Genomic DNA, 19,585 nt, shown 5'->3' on the forward strand with positions numbered 1-19,585 from the left:
TGCATTAAACGAGGGCAGATGCACCAATTTAGCCCATATTAGAGGGGTTTTAGCTTTCGCCCTACCCCACTTTAAGTGAGCTCAGCAGCTGCAAATAGCTCTTTGGTATATATCTGACGGGGATGCTTAATGAGGGTTTCGGTATCACCAAACTCCACCACCTTCCCATCCTTGAGAACCATCACCTCATGGGACATTGCCCGAATCACCGCTAAATCATGGCTAATCATGAGATAGGCCAAGTTGTATTTCTTCTGTAACTCAGTAAGAAGTGCCAGCACCTGTTTTTGAATAGAAACATCTAATGCAGAAGTTGGTTCATCCAAAACCAAAATTTGTGGTCGTAATATTAATGCGCGTGCAATGGCAATCCGTTGGCGTTGTCCACCAGAAAACTCATGGGGGTAACGTAACAGCGCCGAACGATCAAGCCCCACTTCTTTGAGCATATCAACTACACGAGTCTCACGTTCTGCAGTAGAGAGTTTCGGGAAGTGCACATCCAAACCTTCGGAAATAATTTGCAAGACATTCATGCGTGGTGACAGCGATCCAAAGGGATCTTGAAAAATCACCTGCAAACTAGAACGCATTGCACGTCTCTCAATTGGCTTTAATTTTTGCCAATCACTGCCAAGCACATCAACATTACCCGTTACCTCCGCAGAGGAATCGCCCAGTAAACCCAGCACAGCCATACCCAATGTTGTCTTACCAGAGCCAGACTCACCAATCACGCCAATAGTCTGGCCTTGCTTTAATGCAAAGCTGACTTTTTTTAGCACTTTATGGGGGGGCGCTTTTTTAAACCAAGAAACTGACTCTGAACTTGGATAAGCAACGGACAACTCTTCCGTTTTTAACAGCACTGGGGCCAAAGGCATGAGTGGCGCTAAGTCACGCACAGGCTCACTGTTGACCAAAGCGCGCGTATAGGGATCTTCAGGATGTTCAAATACTTGCTTAGTTGGTCCAGACTCCAATAGGTTGCCTTGATTCAGGACCGCTACACGTTGTGCAAAATGTTTCACCATATTGAGATCATGCGTAATCAGCAGGATTCCCATGCCGCCATGATCTTTAGATTCTTCTTGGAGCTCCTTTAATAAATCCAAGATTTGCAAACGCAAGCTCACATCCAAAGCAGTGGTTGGCTCATCCGCAATCAGTAGGCGCGGCTTGCATGCCAATGCCATTGCAATCATGGCGCGCTGTCGTTGACCACCAGAGAGTTGATGGGGGTAAGAATGAAAGCGACGCTCAGGCTCGGGAATACCGGTTTTTCTGAGTAAGTCGATAGCAGCATCAATCGAATCCGCCTTGGAGATCAAGGGTTGGTAGATTTGTACTGCTTCAATAATTTGGTTGCCAACTGTAAACAGAGGATTGAGTGCAGTCATTGGCTCCTGAAAGACCATGGCAATTTCGCGGCCACGAACCTCACGAATATCTTGCATAGACATCGAGAGTAAATCTACTGTGCCCTTCCCGTCTTTTTTATTCCACAGAATCTTTCCGGAAACTTTGGCGCCTTCTGGCTCGAGTCGTAATGGTGCCAAGGCAGTCAAGGTCTTACCTGAGCCTGATTCACCCACCAGAGCCACACGCTCACCGATACCAATTTCTAAATTGAGGTGATTAACGGCAAACTTTTCACGGCGGCCTGAACCAAAAGAGATGCAAAGGTCTTCGTAGCGTAGCAAACTCATGAGCGGCCTCCACTCATCAAGCCAGCTTTACGAGAATCAAAGGCATTGCGCAAGGCCTCACCCATAAAAGTCAATAACAGCAAAGTGGCAACCAAGACTACAAAGGTAGATAAAGAAATCCACCAAGCATCTAAATTACTTTTGCCTTGGGAGAGTAATTCACCCAGGCTTGGTGTTCCTGGAGGAACGCCTAATCCCAAAAAGTCCAGGCTTGTTAGAGACAAGATGGCAGCGCTCATGCGAAATGGCAAAAAAGTAATTACTGGTGTCAAGCTATTGGGCAGAATGTGACGCCACATGATTTGCACATTGGTCAAACCCAATGCGCGTGCTGCACGAACATACTCCAAGGCACGGTTGCGGAAAAATTCTGCGCGGACATAATCCGATAAACCCATCCAACCGAAAGCGGCCAACAAAATAATCAGCAATGAAACGCTGGGATTAAAGATAGAAGCAAAAATAATTAACAAGTACAGCTCGGGCATAGCAGACCATATTTCAATCAGTCGTTGCGAGACCAAGTCAAACTTACCGCCAAAGAATCCCATCAGAGATCCCGTGATGATGCCCACAGTCACCCCAACAAAGGTAAGTGCTAGACCAAAGAGAATAGACAAGCGAAAGCCATAAATCAGACGGGCAAGCACATCACGACCACGATCATCAGTACCTAACCAGTTCTCCAAGGAAGGTGGCGCTGGATTAGGAACTTTAGAGAAGTAGTTCAGCGTCTCATAGCTATAGTGAATCGGTGGGTAGATTGCCCAATTGCCATTGCTAGTGATGTTCTGACGAATATCAGGATCCAAGAAATCTGTAGGTGTAGCAAAGTCGCCGCCAAAAACAGTTTCAGGTTGACTCTTCACAATCGGGAAATAAAAACGCCCCTCATAACGAACTACCAAAGGTTTATCATTTGCAATGAACTCTGCGCACATGGATAAACCAAACAGGATCATGAAAATCCATAGGCTTGCATATCCCATCCGGCTATTCTTAAAGCGCTGCCAACGACTCATGAACCGCCTCCCGCACCAAACTGAATGCGTGGGTCTACATAAACATAGCAAAGGTCAGAAATTAACTTGGTAAATAAGCCAATCAGCGTAAACAAATATAAAGTGCCAAACACTACTGGGTAATCACGACGCATAACTGACTCGTATGACAACAAGCCTAGTCCATCTAATGAAAATAGAGTCTCAATTAACAGGGATCCGGTAAAGAAAGCGCCAATAAATGCGGCTGGGAAACCGGTCACAAGCGGTAAGAGTGCATTGCGGAATACGTGTTTCCACAGCACTTGTTTCTCAGTGAGGCCTTTCGCACGAGCCGTTAACACATATTGCTTGCGAATCTCTTCCAAGAAAGAGTTCTTCGTCAACATGGTGACCACTGCAAAACTACCGAGAACTGAAGCGGTAATTGGTAATACCAAATGCCACAGATAATCCATGACCTTACCGATCAAACTCAGATCACTCCAGTTGTCTGAAGTCAGCCCGCGTAGCGGGAATAGCTGCAAGAAACTTCCACCCCCAAAGAGCACCAGCAACAAAACACCTAAAACAAATCCAGGAATCGCATAACCTACCAGAATCATGCTGCTAGTAATCGCATCAAAACGTGAGCCATCGCGTACTGCTTTAGCAATACCCAGCGGGATGGATACTAAATAGGTAATGAAGAAGGTCCATAGACCAATGCTGATAGACACTGGTAATTTAGAGACCACTAAAGTCCAAACGCTTTGGTGCTGGTAATAGCTTTGTCCCAAATCAAATCTTGCAAAACGACCTAACATCATGAAGTATCGCTCGAGCGGTGGCTTATCAAAACCATATAAAGCTTTAACCTCTTCCAAGCGCTGAGCATCAACACCTTGACGACCGCGATACGTTGCGCCAGAGCCCGAAGACTCAGAACCGCCAGTAGCAGCGCCGCCCTTCCCTTTTAACTCCAAAACCATCTGCTCTACGGGGCCACCAGGGACAAATTGCACAACTGCAAAGGTAAGTGTTAGTACCCCCAAGATGGTTGGAATCATCAAGAGCAAGCGTTTAAAAATATAGGCGCGCATTTGACCTTGCATTATTTAGTCTCTTCTTTCCACCAATTTTGCATGATCCAGAGCTCAGCCGAGTAATACAAAGGAGGCTCCGGGTAGCGCATCTCATGACGGAATGCAACACGATGTGTTGGGTTGTACCACTGAGGGACTACGTAATAACTATTCCATAAGACTCGATCCAGCGCTCTTGTTGCGGTTGTCAACTGTTCACGATTTTGGGCTTTAGTAATTTCTTCGATTAGAGCATCAACCACTGGCGATTGAACACCAATGACATTATCGGAGCCCTTTTCTTTGGCAGCTTGACTGCCAAAACGATCCCAAAGTTCATTCCCTGGATTCTGCGAGTCCTGAAAACGCACGGTCGTCATATCAAAGTCATATTCATTCATACGCTTTTGATGCAAGGCAAAGTCGCTAGTCCGAATATCCACCTGCACCCCTAATTTCTCGAGGTTACGCACATATGCAGAAATCACTCTTAGGAAGAATCCACCATCTTCCACAATCTCAAAGCGAAACGGCTCGCCCTTTTCATTTCGCAAAGCGCCGTCACGATATTGCCAACCAGCATGCATGAGAAGTTCACGCGCTTTCTTCAAATTCTGACGCAGGCTACCTGGAGGCTTGGTAGATGGCGCTGCTGGCATAGGCCCAAAGACGGCATCCGGAACCCACTGGGGATATTTTGCTTTTAAGGGCTTGAGCAATCTCAGCTCAGCCTCCGTTGGCTTACGGGGGCCATCAAAGTTGGCGCTTAAATCACTATTAGTGAAGTAACTATTGATACGACCGTACTGATCAAAAAAGATTTGGCGATTGAGCCATTCAAAATCAAGTGCATACCCCAAAGCTTCACGCACGCGCGCATCTTTGAAGATGGGTCGACGTACATTCATAGCAAAGCCTTGCATGCCAGCACCGTTGTGATTCAGGAATGCTTTCTTGAGAAGAATGCCTTTATCAAATTTAGAACCCACATATCCTTTGGCCCAGATCTTGGCGCGATACTCCACCAGGGCATCAAACTCCCCTGCCTTAAAGGCTTCGAGCCTGACAGCATCGTCGCTATAGAGCTTATAGAGCACGTGATCAAAGTTATAAAAGCCAACGCGGATATTCAGCGGTTTACTTAATTGATCGGCCCAATAATTCGGATTTTTTTTGTAGACAATCGATTTGCCCGCTTTGAAGGATTCAATCAAGTAAGGGCCGCTACTTAATGGCGCATTAAAGGCTAACTTTTCAAACGGGATAATCGATCCGTCTGGCTGCTTACCCCAATTACGCGAAAAGACTGGAAAAGTTCCTGCCAAGATGGGAAGCTCGGCATTGTCATTCTTAAAATCAAAACGAATAGATCGATCCGACAAAATAACTGCTTCTTTTATATCTGCAAAAGTTGTTTTGTAACGCGGGTGTGCTTTCCCACTCATCAAAGTATCAAAGCTATGTTTAACGTCAGCAGCCAGCACGGGGCTACCGTCCGAAAATTTGGCTTCTGCACGAATATGGAAAGTGACGGACTTGCGATCTTTGGCTACCTGAATATCGTCCGCCAGTAATCCATAAATACTGGAAACTTCATCCGCACTTCCTTCTGCCAGAGATTCAAACATCAAATCAATCCCTGGGGCGGTGATACCTCTGAGAGTAAATGGATTGAATTTATCGAAACTGGTTCTTTGACCGGGATTTGGCAAAACCAGGGTTCCGCCTCGAGGTGCATTGGGGTTTACATAATCAAAATGGGCAAATCCCTCGGGATACTTAGGTTTGCCGTATTGCGAAATACCTTGCCCTGCCTGAACTACATTGGCTCCAAGCCCTACTAGCAGGGCTAGCAGCAAGAAATGGGCAATTTGGTGAATGGGTCTTAAGGTAGGCATATATGCAACAATTGTAGATAGCTAATCATATTTGAAGCAAAGGACACAACATGGGCTTTCTCACCGGCAAAAAAATCCTCATCACCGGACTCCTCTCCAACCGCTCTATCGCCTATGGCATTGCCAAGGCCTGCCACCGCGAAGGTGCTGAATTAGCCTTTACCTATGTGGGTGAGCGCTTTAAGGACCGCATTGTTGATTTTGCTAAAGAATTCAATACCGAACTGATTTTTGATTGTGACGTAGGCAGTGATGAGCAAATCAGCGCTCTTTTTAAGGATTTAGCCAAATCTTGGCCCCAGTTTGATGGTTTTGTCCATGCGATTGGTTTTGCCCCACGTGAAGCGATTGCGGGTGATTTTCTAGAAGGTCTTTCTCGCGAAGGCTTCAAGATTGCGCATGACATTTCTGCTTACAGCTTCCCTGCAATGGCAAAAGAAGCGCTCCCAATGTTGCGTGACAAATCTTCATTACTCACTTTGACGTATTTGGGATCGATGAAGAATGTTCCTAACTACAACACCATGGGCTTAGCAAAAGCTTCACTTGAGGCTTCCGTTCGCTACCTCGCTGGCTCAGTAGGTCCTAAAGGTATTCGTGCTAACGGCATCTCTGCTGGCCCGATTAAAACCCTGGCAGCTTCAGGTATCAAAGGCTTCGGAAAAATTTTGCAAGCCGTTGAAGAAACAGCGCCACTCCGTCGCAACGTCACGATTGATGATGTGGGTAACACTGCCGCATTCTTATTGTCTGACTTAGCAAACGGCATTACCGCTGAAATCATTTATGTTGATAACGGCTTTAGCCAAGTAGTCGGCGGAATGGATGAAGTTTGAGTATTCCACTACGCGAAGCCCTGAAGTTTTGGGCCAAGCTAGGCTTCATTAGTTTTGGTGGACCTGCAGGACAAATAGCCGTCCTGCATCAAGAGTTAGTCGAGAAGCGTCGCTGGATTTCTGAGCGGCGCTTTTTACATGCGCTCAACTACTGCATGCTGCTTCCAGGTCCAGAAGCCCAGCAACTAGTAACTTATATTGGCTGGCTTATGCACCGCAGCTGGGGTGGCATTTTGGCAGGCACACTTTTTGTACTTCCTTCCTTGTTCATCTTGATCGGTTTGTCTTGGATATATCTCACCTTTGGACAGGTGCCTTGGATTGCAGCGATCTTTTTTGGTATTAAGCCTGCAGTGGTTGCCATTGTTTTGCATGCAGCCGTGCGCATTGGTAAACGCACCCTTCATAACCAAGCATTAAAGTGGATTGCGTTAGGATCTTTTCTGGCGATCTTTGTTTTGAATCTCGCCTTTCCAATTATTGTTGCCATCGCTGCTGCTATTGGTTACTGGGGAGGCAAACGCTACCCGGAATATTTCCAGCAAGGCAGTGGGCACGGCGCAAAAGAATTAAAACAATATGGCAGCGCCATCATTGATGATCACACACCCACTCCTGAACATGCGAGATTTTCTTATGTAAAAACGATACGCCATAGCCTAGTAGCGTTTACTTGCTGGCTAGTTCCTATTGGCGCTTTAGTAGCCATCTTTGGCTGGAAGACTTTGTATGTGAACATCGCCTGGTTCTTTACTAAGGCCGCCTTTCTAACTTTTGGCGGTGCCTATGCCGTACTTCCATACGTCTACCAAGGCGCAGTCGAGCAGTTTCATTGGCTCAGTGCTAACCAAATGATTGATGGCTTAGCCCTTGGTGAAACTACACCTGGTCCACTGATCATGGTGGTTGCATTTGTGGGCTATCTTGCTGGACATATTCAATATCTCATTGGCAATAGCAATCCATTTTGGTTTGGTGTGATTGGTGCCTGCGTAGCCACTTGGTTTACTTTCTTGCCCTCCTTCTTTTTTATCTTAGTAGGTGGGCCTCTTATTGAATCAACCCACGGCAAGGTCAGCTTTACCACCCCACTCACAGCAATCACAGCTGCTGTTGTAGGCGTCATTGCCAACCTGGGACTATTTTTTGCTTATTACGTCTTTTTACCCAGAGGCTTTAGTGGCTCTATTTCTTGGATCTCTGTCCTGATCTGCGCTCTAGCTGGTTTGGCCTTATTTAAGTTTCAAAAAGGTGTTCTATCGGTATTAGGCGGCTCAGCCCTAGCTGGATTGCTCTTTCATTACACCTCTATTTTGCTGGGGTGAGTTTTTCACAAGATTGGCATAATGGAAGTTATGCGAATCGAACCTCAAACCATCACCCACCTGCAAGAATGGCTTGGTAAAACCGAGTCACTTCAAGACACCGTCACAGCAGCGCCCGTACGTGCACTATCAGCCACATTGGATCGCGAAGATCCCGCGCCAAGTCCGGGTACTTTTTTGCCTGAACTATGGCACTGGTTGTATTTTTTACCGCACGCTCGTGAATCTGAAATTGGGCCCGACGGCCATCCCAAACGCGGTGGATTTTTACCACCAGTGCCACTACCGCGTCGCATGTGGGCAGGCAGTCGTATCCAATGGTTACAGCCACTGAGTGTTGGCGATGAGATTGAGCGTGTATCTACGATTGAGTCAGTCACCCATAAAGCAGGTCGTACTGGTGATCTGATTTTTGTCTTGGTCAATCACAAGATCTCTAATCAAAAAGGTCTAGCCATTATTGAAGAACACGATATCGTGTATCGCGATGCGCCAGGACCAGATGACAAACCCGTTACCCCTACCCCGGCACCTACTGATGCCCAGTGGAGCAAAACCATTACTCCTGATGATGTATTGCTGTTTCGTTATTCAGCACTGACATTTAATGGCCATCGTATTCATTACGACCGCAAATACGTCACTGAAGTAGAAGGCTACCCAGGCTTAATTGTTCATGGTCCATTGATTGCTACCTTGTTAGTGGATTTAGTGCGTCAAAGTATTCCGAGGTGCAAACTGAAGAGTTTTGAGTTCCGCGCAATTCGGCCTACTTTTGATATCAATATCTTCAAAGTCAATGCCAAGCCTGATCTAGAAAAAGATCCTAGTGGCAAAACGATTTCCATTTGGGCGCAAGATCATGAAGGCTGGCTCACCATGCAAGCTACCGCTGTTTTAGCCTAAGAAGGATAAATCAACAGATGAGCACACAAGATCTCTCTCGTGAACTAGCTAGCTTTGCAGCGAATTTAAAGGCTACGGATATTCCTGCGGATGTGATGAACCGTGCCGAAGATTTATTGGTCGATTGGTTTGGTTCAGCCATTGCAGGCAAAGGATCTCGTCCTGTAGAACTCATTACCCAATTTGCGCAGAATATGGGCGGCTTTGATGCGTCACATATTGGCCCTTCTGAGATTCTCGTTTCCCGCAAAACCTCCAGCCCTTTTTTAGCAGCCATGGCTAATGCAGCAGCGTCACACGTTGCTGAGCAAGATGATGTGCACAATGGCTCCGTGTTTCATCCGGCTACAGTGGTATTTCCTCCGGTGTTGGCATGCGCACAAGCTATTGGTTCATCCGGTGAAGAATTATTGGTTGCCGCAGTGGCGGGTTACGAAGTCGGTATTCGAGTTGGTGAATTTTTAGGTCGCTCACATTACAAAGTGTTTCATACAACAGGTACAGCTGGAACCATAGCTGCTGCTGCAGCAGTTGGACGCTTGCTTAAACTGAACCCAGAGCAAATGCTTAATGCCTTTGGTTCTGCAGGCACACAATCAGCCGGCCTCTGGGAGTTTCTCCGGGATGCCGCAGATTCCAAGCAACTGCATACCGCGCATGCTGCTTCAACAGGCTTAATGTCTGCTTATATTGCGCAAGCTGGTTTTACCGGCGCCGAGCATATCCTCGAAGGCAAGCAAGGTTTAGCGGCAGGCATGTCTAGCGATAGTGATCCGAGCAAACTAGTAGATCGCTTAGGAAGTCGCTGGGCTTTAGCGGAGACCAGCTTTAAGTATTACGCCTCCTGCCGTCATACACACCCTGCAGCAGATGCCCTGCTACAAGTGATGCTGGCTAATAAGCTCTCACCTAGTGATATTGCCAAAGTAGAAACTTTAGTTCACCAAGGCGCCATTGATGTTTTGGGCCCTGTCACCGATCCAGCAACTGTGCATCAATCAAAGTTCTCGATGGGTACTGTGCTGGCCTTAGTTGCCTATTATCAATTTGCCGGTTTACAGGAATTTGATCAGCACTTTCATGACGCTGAGATCTGCGCATTCCGTGAACGGGTTTCGATGATCTTAGATCCTGAGGTAGATGGCGCTTACCCACAACGTTGGATTGGTAAAGTCAAAGTCCATCTGAATAATGGTCAAGTTCTCGATGGGCGCGTTGATGAACCAAAAGGCGATCCCGGCAATACCCTAACTCGCGCAGAAATTACCGATAAAGCGATGCGCCTGGCTGCATTTAGCGGCGGCGCTAGTCCAGCAGAAATGAGTAAGGCAATTGACCGCTTGTGGAATATCCGCAATCAAGCCAAGATAGGCTCCTTACTTCCTTCGGCATAAGCTGCCTAACTATCCCTTTTTTTAAGTTGATATGAACCCACTCGACACACCTCTCGGCTTTAGTACCAACTTTCTATTTGTGCCAGGGACTCGTCCTGAGCGTTTTGTGAAAGCCCTTGAAAGTGGCGCTAGTGGTGTAGTACTAGATCTTGAGGATGCTGTTGCCGAAGAAGATAAAGAGAGTGCTCGCAATGCCATTCGCAGTGCTTGGCCTCACTTTAGTTCGGAGCAAAAGAAACGCTTAGTCATGCGCACGAACTCCCCTGGTAGCAAGTTTTACGCAGCCGATCTCATCTTGGCACAAGAACTCCAGGTTACTTGCCTACTCATTCCTAAAAGCGAATCACGCGACCAAATTAATGGTGTTGCATTGATATTACCGAATACCGCAATCATTCCCATGATTGAGACTGCGATCGGCTTGGATCAATTAAAAGAAATCGCCAATTCCAATCAAGTGATTCGCCTTGCTTTGGGTAACCTTGATTTACAAGCCGACCTAGGCATGGTCTGCGATCGTCAAGAAACTGAATTGCAGACCGCGCGCTATCAAATCGTCCTAGCATCGCGCCTTGCGCAGATTGCCCCTCCTATAGATGGGGTTACACCATCGACAGATGACATTGAGCGCATCACTGATGACGCACAACGCGCTAAACGGATGGGATTTGGAGGCAAACTATGTATTCATCCCAAGCAGGTTTCCATTGTTATGAAGGCATTCACTCCTACAGACGAAGAACTGGTCTGGGCTCAGCGAGTAATTGAGGCGGATAAGGCCTCCAAGGGGGGTGCGATAAAGCTAGATGGCCGGATGATCGACAGACCGGTGGTGCTATTAGCCCAGAGAACCATGGCAATTACTGGTAAACACTAGGGTCTTTGATTACAAAAAAGCAATAAAACTGGCAAAATTGGCTCACATAACAACAATATGGAGATCAATATGAAAATGAAGAAGTTCTTATTTTCTGGAATTGCCGCAGCATTAACCGCTGGTGCATTCCTCAGTACTAGCGTCCAAGCTCAAAAAGATTGGCCAACTAAATCAATTCAGCTGATAGTTCCCTTTGCTGCCGGAGGTCCAACTGACTCCATCGCTCGTTTAATCGCAGTGCCGATGGGTCAAGCCCTAGGCCAAACTGTTGTGGTTGAGAACGTCCCTGGCGCTGGCGGCACAATCGCTTCTACTAAAGTAGCGCGTGCTGCACCAGATGGTTACACCATTTATATCCACCATATGGGTATGGCTACAGCACAAGCTTTGTATGACAAGCTCCCATACGATCCAATGACTAGCTTTGAATACATCGGCCAAGTTGCTGACGTACCAATGGTGTTATTGGGTAAAAAAGATTTGCCAGCAAACAACTTTAAAGAGCTTGAAGCCTACATCCGCGCTAATGGCTCTAAAGTCACTATGGCAAATGCTGGTCCAGGTGCCGTGTCACAACTTTGCGGCCTCTTATTCCAAAGCCGTTTGGGTGTGAAGCTCACCAACATTCCTTACAAAGGAACTGGCCCTGCTTTAACAGACCTTTTGGGCGGTCAGGTTGACCTCTTGTGCGACCAGACTACACAAACCATTCCTTACATCAAGGATGGCCGTGTAAAAGCATTTGGTACAACTACCATGAAGCGTTTGCCAGCTATTCCGAATGTTCCAACTTTGAACGAACAAGGCCTCAAAGGCTTCGAAGTTAAGGTTTGGCACGGTGTATATGCACCAAAAGGTACTCCACAACCAATCTTGGACAAGATCAATGCAGCTTTGAAGAAAGCTTTGAACACTCCTGACGTGAAGAAGCGTTTAGAAGATGCCAACATTGATATCGTCCCAGCAGAAAAGATGTCTGCTAAAGGATTGAAAGATCATCTTGATAAAGAGATCAACGTTTGGGGTCCTGTGATCCGTAAAGCAAATATTCCAGACTAAGCATTACAGTACTAAACAAAAAAGCCAGCGCAACGCTGGCTTTTTTGTTTCTATCACTTCCATGGCCTAGGTAATTAAATGAGCTTTTAACCTGGTCTGAATAAATAACCGGAGCGAGCCTTATCTTTACGTCTTCTGTAAATCATGGCAATAAAGGCAGTCATTGCCCAGATGGCTAGGAATGGATCTAATAAATAATCCCAAAGATTGGCTGACTCATGCCAATGGGCTGCCCAAGCAATAATGGCAATCGCAATAATCCAAACACCCCTTGTCCAATTAGCTAATCCGCAAACTACAGCAAAAAATAGCACTGCCACCAGAAACAGAATCGATCCATAGCCCCATGCATAAGGATCAATCATCCCCAAACCTAAAGCGAATGGATAAAAACATAAGGAAATAATTGCGGCCGCAAATTTAAAAGTGATTGGTATAGGTTTAATGGCGGGAAGTAATGAACTCCACAGCAATAGCGTCAAGACAATGCTGAGGTCACCAGTTGCACCACGAACATAAGCAACCAAAGGCAAATTCATACCGAACGGCCAATATAAGCAGTTTCCAATCAAAATCACCAAGAATGCTTTTACGGCAAACGGCAAAGTATTAGGGGAAAACTTTTGCAATATCCAAATACAAACTATTGCACAGGTAATGGATAGCTCAATCAAGGCGAAAGTTTGCATGAATGAATTCATTATTGAGTCTCCTGACGTTGCTCATCTGCAGCTTGCGACTGCATCTTACTGAAAGCCTGCTTTATCCAAGCGCCAGAGAAATAATGATGCCGGATTCTCTTACGATCCCAGGTGTATACCAAATGCACATCATTGCCATCAACAGTAATTAAGTATGGATATGAAAATTCCTTACGTTGAGCATCTGGTAATGCTTCATCATCCTCAAGCACTTCAACCGTTTGCCATTTTCCAGATTTGGCATCGCTCATGAGTAAGGCTAATCGATAGCGACCATTTTCAATATTATTTAAAACCAAAATACGCATACCATTTTTCATAACCAGTCCAGCAACTGCAGAATTCGGATTGGCAATCACCAAATCCTCCGACTGCTGCCAACTCTGACCTGCATTTTGAGTATGGCTTACAGGAATTTGTTTTGGTAGGCCTGCACTCCGTGTCTGCCGAAAATATGCGTTTGCATCCTGAGCATCATTCACAAATACAAGCGGCTGAATCGCACTCCGGCCAGAACTCATACGACGTTTATCAATGACTTGCCCTGCATCTACTCTTAAGAACTCTCCAAACCGTCCAATCCACTCATGATAGGCAGGCACGCCTAAGAGTCCATCTGTAAATACAATGCTGGGAGATTTGACAAGCGTACTTAAGTTCACTAAGGGAGAGCTAATCAGGCGCTGTGGATTGCTCCAAGTCAAACCTTCGTCATTCGATGTGAGCGAAGAGATTGAGCTTCCCGCCCAACCTCCAACAGAAACCGTCACAAAAAATAATTGCAGTCGTCCGTCAGGCAATCTAGCGGGAACAGGATTACCCAGCTTAGCGATGTATCTTGAAAGCCCCTGCTCTGCGCTAATGCGATCGATGGCAACAGTAGGTGTACTCCATAAAGCAGACTTTGGGTCATACACGGAGCTATAGATCGACACATCTGCAGCACCCTCGCGGCTACCAGCAAACCAAAATGCCCGAACTGCACCATCTTTTAGAGCAATCATTGATGCAGCATGTACCGAAGGGGCGCCTGTATCGGGCAACCAATTGGCTTGGGGCGCAGGAATGCTCGCTTTAATTGAGCCTTTTGACTTGGTCCCTACCGGCTCTTCAAGCTCCTCATCGACTTGGTAAGGAGAAATAGCAAATGGCGTCCAAGCTGGACGACTATCGATATGCAGAAAACCAATCACTGCAGCAAGCAATAAGAAACACAGGGCAATGACACGACTCATCTACAAACATCCTTCACATTTGTTAAATCTGGATTACTAGCTGGAGTGGAGATGAGGTACTCCGTAACAAATAAATGTTTACCAATCTGCCCCATTAACATCTCAGTAATTTCCTCATTGGAGTGACGCGCCTTCATCTCCATTCTTTGTCCAACAATCTGACAAGATTCACAAAGTATAGGCTGTGCACCTAAAGGTGCATGTACCGCCACCAAGGGATAGGCTGAAGTTAAACCAGCAATATCACCTGCCTCTTTAGCTAAAAAGCCATGGAGTTTTGCACCCGGTATTAACAAGCGATATTCTTCATCTTTGGCACGATAGTCACAAGGAACCCAAACATCCTTACCTTGCAGCTGAGAAATGGTTTCTGTTGAGTAGCGCCCTAAGCGGCCTTCTAAGGGAGTAAGGCTACTTGTTAAAGCGCAGTAGACCAGAAAGCAAGCTGCTAAGGAACAGGTTTTGGTAAAGCCACTCTTAAATAATCCAAGCAAGACTAACAATATCCCCGCCGCCATAAGAACCCAATGGCAATAGGAATATGTCCATATACCCGCATCGCCCATCCATTGCGAGAACTGGAGGTTAATGCCAATCCATAACAACAGAGAGAGCACTAAGAGCTGCAAAAGTAATGCAATCCGAAATCCCCATAAGGGCAATCTATCCCAATACAAAGCAATGAGTGCTGCAAATGCTGGCATTACCGGCAAAAGGTAGCGACCTGAACGTTGACTCGGCAAACTGAACACAATAAAGAATGCAGCAATCAACAGTAGAAGCAATACCTCCTCTAGACTGAGAAAACGACGTGTACGCCAACTCTGTATCAAACTAGAAATCAATACAAAACTAAACAAACCGGCATTGGCTATCGTTGTCAATATTAAGAGCCATATGCTGTCACCACCCCGAACTAGATCCATTAAATAACTAGACTGACGTGCCGCAAACTTTCCGGCATTCTCACCCAATACAAACTCTTTCCAAACGGCTTCTGGATAAGGATCTAGGGCAAACCATAGGGCAAATACGCCAAGAGCCAAGGCCGCAATAAAAATGAGTTTATACAAATCCCGAATAAGTACCTGTGGAATACTCCACTGCCGCCAGCGCCAGTAATACAAGCCCAAGGCAAAAGAAGCGGGAACAATATAGGCAAACGATTTAGCAAATAAAGCCAAACCAAAACAAAGACCGGCTAAGAGTGGAAAAAAGAATTTGGATTCAAACGCACTCTTTCCCCAATACAAGATAGCGAAAAATGGTAGTGATATCCAGAACACTTCCGGAGGATCCGCCAAGAATGGGCGCCCATAGCGATAGGTCGCAAAAAACGAGAGCCAAACCAAGGCGGCTAATATGCCAGTTTGTGTTTTGCCACTAAAGCGGCGCACTGCTAGAAATAATAAAAATGCTGTAAGTGCGGTATATAAAACACTAGGCCAACGTAAATTAGCCAAGGTCCATTCACTTGCCCAATGGGTGCTCGCAATTCCCTGCCAAAAAATGAGTGGTGGCTTAGTGTTTTTAATGCCATCCATCTCCGACTGGAGAGGTAGCCAATGACCTGAGTCTGCCGTCATCCGCACAATATGCATGTACGGGTACTCATCACCGTTTTTAGGGGCAAATCGACTATCTAAGCCATAAAGATAGGTAAATACACCTAAAAGAAGGATTAATACGGCAGAACGGTAAGAAAATGAGCCACGCATAGCGATAGTTTATAGGGCTTATCGGAATTTCCAATAAAACGGAGACCCCCTGTATTTTTGAATGAGCTTATGAAAAACGAATCTGAAGTGCACGTCACTTTTTAGGCGCTTCTTGATTAAGATATTAACAATGCAATTTGTAGCTAATTACCCAGAAATACCCCGAATGGAGACCAACCCAATGCGAGCAAAGTATTTAAAACCCGCAATCCTAGCAGCACTATGTATTGGTATCAGTCAGTGGAGTGGCACTGCCCTTGCACAAAACGCTGATGCTAGCAATCTATATAAACGCGGCCTTGCTGCCACCTGTGCTAATTGTCATGGAACTGATGGCAAAGGTGTTGTTGACGGCGGCATGCCATTAATCAACAACCTCACTAGCGAACAGATTCTGACTCAAATGAAAGCATTTAAGTCTGGCGCCCGTGAAGGCACCATCATGCCGCAGTTAGCTAAAGGCTATACCGACGAGCAACTCGAAACCATCGCCAATCAACTTGGCAAGAAACAATAAGGAAGCACATCATGGATCGTCGACACTTTATTGGGAACAGCGCAGCTGCTCTCGGCTTACTAGCAGGCTTTTCGGGTCAGGCTCGTGCTAACTTACAAAAAGCAGAAATTCTGGTGATTGGTGGCGGATATGGCGGTGCTACTGCCGCAAAATATCTGCGCTTATTTTCAAATAACACCGCAAAGGTAACTTTAATTGAGCCTAATACCTCTTTTATTTCTTGCCCAATGTCTAACTTAGTCATTGGTGGTTCACGCACCTTAGCTGAAATCACTTCACCCTATGACACACTCAGCAAGCGTCATGGCATCAAAATTATTCAAGATAGCGTAGCTAGTATTGATCCAGATAAAAAGATTGTGAAACTGGCATCTGGAAAAACTTTACGATATGACAAGGCCGTTGTATCTCCAGGAGTATCTCTAAACTTCAAGAGCATTGAAGGTCTTGCTCAAGCCAATAAAGATGGTGTAACCCTCCAGGCTTGGAAAGCCGGTCCAGAGACAATCGCACTGCATAAACAAATTGCCGCCATGCGTGAAGGCGGGACTTTTGCAATCACCATTCCAGAGGCACCATACCGCTGCCCTCCTGGCCCATACGAACGTGCATGCCAAGTAGCCAATTACCTTAAGCAAAATAATCCTAAAGGCAAGGTTCTCATTTTGGATGCCAACCAGGATGTCACATCTAAGGGTGCTTTGTTTAAAAAGGTTTGGGCTGAGCAGTACGCCGGAATTATTGAGTACCGACCAAAAAGCAATGTCGTTGGCGTTGATGCTAAAACTAAAACACTTAAACTCGAAGTTGAAGATGATGTGAAGGCGGATGTACTCAATGTCCTGCCACAAATGGCCGCTGGTGAAATTGCTATTAAGACTGGCTTAGCAAATTCAAATGGTCGCTGGGCGAATGTCAACTTCCTCAACTTTGAATCAACTGCACGTAAGGACATTCACGTACTAGGTGATGCCATTCAGATTGCGCCAGCGATGCCAAAATCTGGACACATGGCCAATCAACACGCCAAAGTAGCTGCTGCTGCTATCGTTGCAGAGCTCAGTGGCTGGGAAGTAAATCCAGCGCCGGTATTAACCAATACCTGCTATAGCTTTGTTAACTCCAAGGAAGTAGTTCACGTTGCCAGCGTTCATCAATACAACGCAGCTGAGAAAACCTTTAAAACAGTTCCTGGCTCTGGTGGCCTATCCCCTGCTCCATCAACCCTAGAAGGGGTTTATGCCTGGGGTTGGGCTCACAATATCTGGGCTGATAGCTTAGGTTGACCAAAGTCAACACTTCCAAAAAAAGAGGCCTTAGCGCCTCTTTTTTTGTTTACATACTCCGATAGATACCTATACTGGGGAAAACATATTCACTATTTGGAGATTTGATGAACATGCCCCCAACTTCACCGAAAGACGCATCTAGCATTGAAGATGCTATTGAAAAGTGGACTGTACCCATTGGAAATTTATTCGTTTCCTTATTTCATCGAATTGCGCTATTTGGAATCGGTGCGGCTACCGTATGGTCTGCAGCTGTAGCATTTTTAGGAATGGTGCACAAGGGATCGGCTTCCATTGAAGACCTGCTATTACTTTTCATCTACCTAGAAATTGGTGCGATGGTGGGTATTTATTTCAAGACCAATCACATGCCTGTTCGCTTTTTGATCTATGTTGCAATCACTGCTGTTACGCGCCTCATTATTGACCTAGTAAATACTAAGCATGAGGCGGATCTACCCATTCTTTATATGGGATTAACCATCCTCATTTTGGCTCTAGCCAATGCTGTAGTTCGCTATGCATCCTTTAAATTCCCCAGTAGGTCAGGAGATGGCGAATGAGTACTTAAATTGGGATCCAGATCATCGCCGACTTTGTAAGGATGTACACCCCGATTTAAGCATTTGCGTACGTAATCGATACTGGTTCGCAAGCCATAGTAATCGCTCGACAGGCGCATCGAGATAGTGATTTTTAAGGCTTGGTATTCCAGCAAATCTAGCCTTCTTAGATACTCATCGCGCTGCTCATCATCAAAGCCATTCAGCAGCTCTTGCTCTAAAGATTTTAATGCGCCGTACAAGCGATTAATCTTATTTTGCATGCGCTTGGCGCGAAAGCTCGGCAAAGCCTGCAAAATTGGATAGCCCAATACGCAAAATGGGAGCAAGATGAAAACGAGGCGGCTAATCAGTTCTGCCATCCAAAAAGGGAAATAGGCAGCCAATAAAGGATAGTTATTTTTTTCGTAGTGAACCGCAACCGGACTTTCAATTAGTGCTGAATCCTTGAAAGACGGAAACTCTCCTCGCTTAGAAAAGAAGGATTCCTTGCCGTTGATATTTCTTGCGGCCTCAAGAAATAAAAATTGAATAGCTGGATGCATACGATCATCAATCAATAGATTGGTTGTCGTAGCAAGTAATTTCATATCCTTTGGGGGAGTGTTCCTCGCTAAATTAAACGAACCCTGAGGCACCTCCAAAATGTGTAGGTAAGGGATCAATTTAGCAAAGGCAGCTGAACGTTTAAAGGTGACCAAATGCATGGCTGGATCATTTAGCAAAGCTTGTACATTAGGAGCCTCATACGCGTCTACGATAAATGCTCCATCGATCTCCCCGCTTTGCAGCGCCTTGACAGCATCGTGTCCAGGAAGACCAATAAATCGAGCCCCTTTTTCATAGCCCGCAGCCTGGAGTATTTTTATCGCCTGAGTATGCGTGCCACTACCTTCAACGCCAATAGAAATCTTTCTACCCAAAAAATACTTTAGGCCGCCATCTACAGCTTCAAGATTCGCATCCTTTATTTCTGAGCCACGATAAAAAAACCATATTGGGTCATAGTCAACAGCCCCCAAAGACTGGATTCCTTTGGACTCTTTCGCATAATCTACACCGGCCTGAACAAAAGCCGCCTGCAAAGGATCATTACGATCAGCTAGTCGATCAATATTTTCTTGCGCACCCTTGGTCTGGACAAGCTCTAAGGTAATGCCCTTCTCTTTGAAAAATTCTGCATACTTTTTCCCAAGAGCCTCATATGAGCCGCCAGGCGATCCCGTTGCCAAGAGTACATGTCTTGGCGGAGGGGGGTCCGCATACCACCAGATGCCAATCAAGATGCATAACAAGAGAATCAGAATAGGCCAAGTCTCTCGCAGGAATTGAGTAAAGTCATCCCATTGCTGAGAAATACTCTCAGAAAGACCTAAGAATGTTTCTTGAATATCTTGTTTAAAACTTCCCATTCGTTACCGATCTGCAAATTTCGTTAAAGCTAATGATAATGGGCTTATTCTGATTCATTCAACTGATCTTTATGAGCCCTT

The 19,585-nt window shown here is 45.8% G+C and carries 17 protein-coding genes; 9 read left to right on the forward strand and 8 right to left on the reverse strand.

Annotation, left to right across the window (positions count from 1 at the left end):
- Nucleotides 1-71 precede the first annotated feature (71 nt).
- Genes AOC20_RS05965 through AOC20_RS05980 form a run of 4 tightly spaced genes read right to left on the reverse strand, consistent with a single transcriptional unit; the run spans nucleotide 72 to nucleotide 5,672 of the window.
- Complete coding sequence (locus AOC20_RS05965) at nucleotides 72-1,709, reverse strand: ABC transporter ATP-binding protein (protein ID WP_215359296.1); 1,638 nt, start codon at nucleotides 1,707-1,709, stop codon at nucleotides 72-74.
- Nucleotides 1,706-2,731, reverse strand: a complete 1,026-nt coding sequence (locus AOC20_RS05970) for an ABC transporter permease (protein ID WP_215359298.1) — start codon at nucleotides 2,729-2,731, stop codon at nucleotides 1,706-1,708. Before AOC20_RS05970 ends, AOC20_RS05965 begins: the two co-directional genes overlap by 4 nt.
- On the reverse strand, nucleotides 2,728-3,792 hold the full coding sequence (locus AOC20_RS05975; protein WP_215362222.1) for a microcin C ABC transporter permease YejB: 1,065 nt from the start codon (nucleotides 3,790-3,792) through the stop codon (nucleotides 2,728-2,730). The genes AOC20_RS05970 and AOC20_RS05975 overlap by 4 nt, the downstream gene beginning before the upstream one ends.
- A gap of 11 nt (nucleotides 3,793-3,803) precedes the next feature.
- Nucleotides 3,804-5,672 carry an extracellular solute-binding protein gene (locus AOC20_RS05980; RefSeq protein WP_215359301.1) on the reverse strand — a complete coding sequence of 623 codons (1,869 nt, stop codon included), beginning with the start codon at nucleotides 5,670-5,672 and terminating at the stop codon, nucleotides 3,804-3,806.
- A gap of 50 nt (nucleotides 5,673-5,722) precedes the next feature.
- Here AOC20_RS05980 and fabI point away from each other — a divergent pair, with 50 nt between their 5' ends.
- From fabI to AOC20_RS06010, 6 genes are all read left to right on the forward strand, one after another.
- Nucleotides 5,723-6,508, forward strand: coding sequence for an enoyl-ACP reductase FabI (gene fabI, locus AOC20_RS05985; RefSeq protein WP_072583474.1), 786 nt, complete (start codon nucleotides 5,723-5,725; stop codon nucleotides 6,506-6,508).
- Nucleotides 6,505-7,833, forward strand: a complete 1,329-nt coding sequence (gene chrA / locus AOC20_RS05990; RefSeq protein ID WP_215359303.1) for a chromate efflux transporter — start codon at nucleotides 6,505-6,507, stop codon at nucleotides 7,831-7,833. Before fabI ends, chrA begins: the two co-directional genes overlap by 4 nt.
- A 21-nt stretch (nucleotides 7,834-7,854) precedes the next feature.
- Nucleotides 7,855-8,739, forward strand: coding sequence for an HTD2 family dehydratase (locus AOC20_RS05995; RefSeq protein WP_215359305.1), 885 nt, complete (start codon nucleotides 7,855-7,857; stop codon nucleotides 8,737-8,739).
- A 17-nt stretch (nucleotides 8,740-8,756) separates the two neighbouring features.
- The gene (locus AOC20_RS06000; protein ID WP_215359307.1) at nucleotides 8,757-10,133 is read left to right on the forward strand and encodes an MmgE/PrpD family protein; all 1,377 of its coding nucleotides are present in this window, start codon (nucleotides 8,757-8,759) and stop codon (nucleotides 10,131-10,133) included.
- 31 nt (nucleotides 10,134-10,164) lie between these two features.
- Entirely contained in the window at nucleotides 10,165-11,010 is an 846-nt protein-coding gene (locus AOC20_RS06005) for an HpcH/HpaI aldolase/citrate lyase family protein (protein WP_215359309.1), read from the forward strand.
- A gap of 69 nt (nucleotides 11,011-11,079) precedes the next feature.
- A complete protein-coding gene (locus tag AOC20_RS06010; RefSeq protein ID WP_215359311.1) occupies nucleotides 11,080-12,069 on the forward strand; it encodes a Bug family tripartite tricarboxylate transporter substrate binding protein in 990 nt (329 codons plus the stop codon).
- Between the two features lie 86 nt (nucleotides 12,070-12,155).
- Here the strand turns inward: AOC20_RS06010 and AOC20_RS06015 are convergent, their stop codons facing one another.
- The 3 genes from AOC20_RS06015 to AOC20_RS06025 are packed head-to-tail and all read right to left on the reverse strand — an operon-like array spanning nucleotide 12,156 to nucleotide 15,723.
- On the reverse strand, nucleotides 12,156-12,770 hold the full coding sequence (locus AOC20_RS06015) for a hypothetical protein (protein WP_215359313.1): 615 nt from the start codon (nucleotides 12,768-12,770) through the stop codon (nucleotides 12,156-12,158).
- Nucleotides 12,770-14,005 (reverse strand): sialidase family protein, encoded by a 1,236-nt coding sequence (locus tag AOC20_RS06020; protein WP_215359315.1) that lies wholly within the window; start codon nucleotides 14,003-14,005, stop codon nucleotides 12,770-12,772. The genes AOC20_RS06015 and AOC20_RS06020 overlap by 1 nt, the downstream gene beginning before the upstream one ends.
- Complete coding sequence (locus AOC20_RS06025; protein ID WP_215359318.1) at nucleotides 14,002-15,723, reverse strand: ArnT family glycosyltransferase; 1,722 nt, start codon at nucleotides 15,721-15,723, stop codon at nucleotides 14,002-14,004. The genes AOC20_RS06020 and AOC20_RS06025 overlap by 4 nt, the downstream gene beginning before the upstream one ends.
- A gap of 112 nt (nucleotides 15,724-15,835) precedes the next feature.
- Here AOC20_RS06025 and AOC20_RS06030 point away from each other — a divergent pair, with 112 nt between their 5' ends.
- The 3 genes from AOC20_RS06030 to AOC20_RS06040 all read left to right on the forward strand — a co-directional run bounded on the left by AOC20_RS06030 (nucleotide 15,836) and on the right by AOC20_RS06040 (nucleotide 18,092).
- Nucleotides 15,836-16,240 (forward strand): c-type cytochrome, encoded by a 405-nt coding sequence (locus AOC20_RS06030; RefSeq protein ID WP_251373067.1) that lies wholly within the window; start codon nucleotides 15,836-15,838, stop codon nucleotides 16,238-16,240.
- 11 nt (nucleotides 16,241-16,251) lie between these two features.
- Nucleotides 16,252-17,526 carry an NAD(P)/FAD-dependent oxidoreductase gene (locus AOC20_RS06035; RefSeq protein ID WP_215359320.1) on the forward strand — a complete coding sequence of 425 codons (1,275 nt, stop codon included), beginning with the start codon at nucleotides 16,252-16,254 and terminating at the stop codon, nucleotides 17,524-17,526.
- A 107-nt stretch (nucleotides 17,527-17,633) separates the two neighbouring features.
- The gene (locus AOC20_RS06040; protein ID WP_215359322.1) at nucleotides 17,634-18,092 is read left to right on the forward strand and encodes a phosphate-starvation-inducible protein PsiE; all 459 of its coding nucleotides are present in this window, start codon (nucleotides 17,634-17,636) and stop codon (nucleotides 18,090-18,092) included.
- Here the strand turns inward: AOC20_RS06040 and AOC20_RS06045 are convergent.
- A complete protein-coding gene (locus tag AOC20_RS06045; RefSeq protein ID WP_215359324.1) occupies nucleotides 18,047-19,504 on the reverse strand; it encodes a TAXI family TRAP transporter solute-binding subunit in 1,458 nt (485 codons plus the stop codon). The genes AOC20_RS06040 and AOC20_RS06045 overlap by 46 nt on opposite strands.
- Between the last annotated feature and the right edge of the window lie 81 nt (nucleotides 19,505-19,585).

Source organism: Polynucleobacter ibericus, from assembly GCF_018687955.1.
Classification (GTDB): domain Bacteria; phylum Pseudomonadota; class Gammaproteobacteria; order Burkholderiales; family Burkholderiaceae; genus Polynucleobacter; species Polynucleobacter ibericus.

Excerpts from the sequence above, each read along its gene's own strand:
- AOC20_RS06010 (WP_215359311.1), top strand. The coding sequence starts at position 11,080 with ATGAAAATGAAGAAGTTCTTATTTTCTGGAATTGCCGCAGCATTAACC.
- AOC20_RS05970 (WP_215359298.1), bottom strand. The coding sequence starts at position 2,731 with ATGAGTCGTTGGCAGCGCTTTAAGAATAGCCGGATGGGATATGCAAGC.
- AOC20_RS06045 (WP_215359324.1), bottom strand. The coding sequence starts at position 19,504 with ATGGGAAGTTTTAAACAAGATATTCAAGAAACATTCTTAGGTCTTTCT.
- AOC20_RS06040 (WP_215359322.1), top strand. The coding sequence starts at position 17,634 with ATGAACATGCCCCCAACTTCACCGAAAGACGCATCTAGCATTGAAGAT.
- AOC20_RS05965 (WP_215359296.1), bottom strand. The coding sequence starts at position 1,709 with ATGAGTTTGCTACGCTACGAAGACCTTTGCATCTCTTTTGGTTCAGGC.
- AOC20_RS05995 (WP_215359305.1), top strand. The coding sequence starts at position 7,855 with ATGGAAGTTATGCGAATCGAACCTCAAACCATCACCCACCTGCAAGAA.
- fabI (WP_072583474.1), top strand. The coding sequence starts at position 5,723 with ATGGGCTTTCTCACCGGCAAAAAAATCCTCATCACCGGACTCCTCTCC.
- AOC20_RS05975 (WP_215362222.1), bottom strand. The coding sequence starts at position 3,792 with ATGCGCGCCTATATTTTTAAACGCTTGCTCTTGATGATTCCAACCATC.
- AOC20_RS06000 (WP_215359307.1), top strand. The coding sequence starts at position 8,757 with ATGAGCACACAAGATCTCTCTCGTGAACTAGCTAGCTTTGCAGCGAAT.
- AOC20_RS06015 (WP_215359313.1), bottom strand. The coding sequence starts at position 12,770 with ATGAATTCATTCATGCAAACTTTCGCCTTGATTGAGCTATCCATTACC.
- AOC20_RS06020 (WP_215359315.1), bottom strand. The coding sequence starts at position 14,005 with ATGAGTCGTGTCATTGCCCTGTGTTTCTTATTGCTTGCTGCAGTGATT.
- AOC20_RS05980 (WP_215359301.1), bottom strand. The coding sequence starts at position 5,672 with ATGCCTACCTTAAGACCCATTCACCAAATTGCCCATTTCTTGCTGCTA.
- AOC20_RS06025 (WP_215359318.1), bottom strand. The coding sequence starts at position 15,723 with ATGCGTGGCTCATTTTCTTACCGTTCTGCCGTATTAATCCTTCTTTTA.
- AOC20_RS06035 (WP_215359320.1), top strand. The coding sequence starts at position 16,252 with ATGGATCGTCGACACTTTATTGGGAACAGCGCAGCTGCTCTCGGCTTA.
- AOC20_RS06005 (WP_215359309.1), top strand. The coding sequence starts at position 10,165 with ATGAACCCACTCGACACACCTCTCGGCTTTAGTACCAACTTTCTATTT.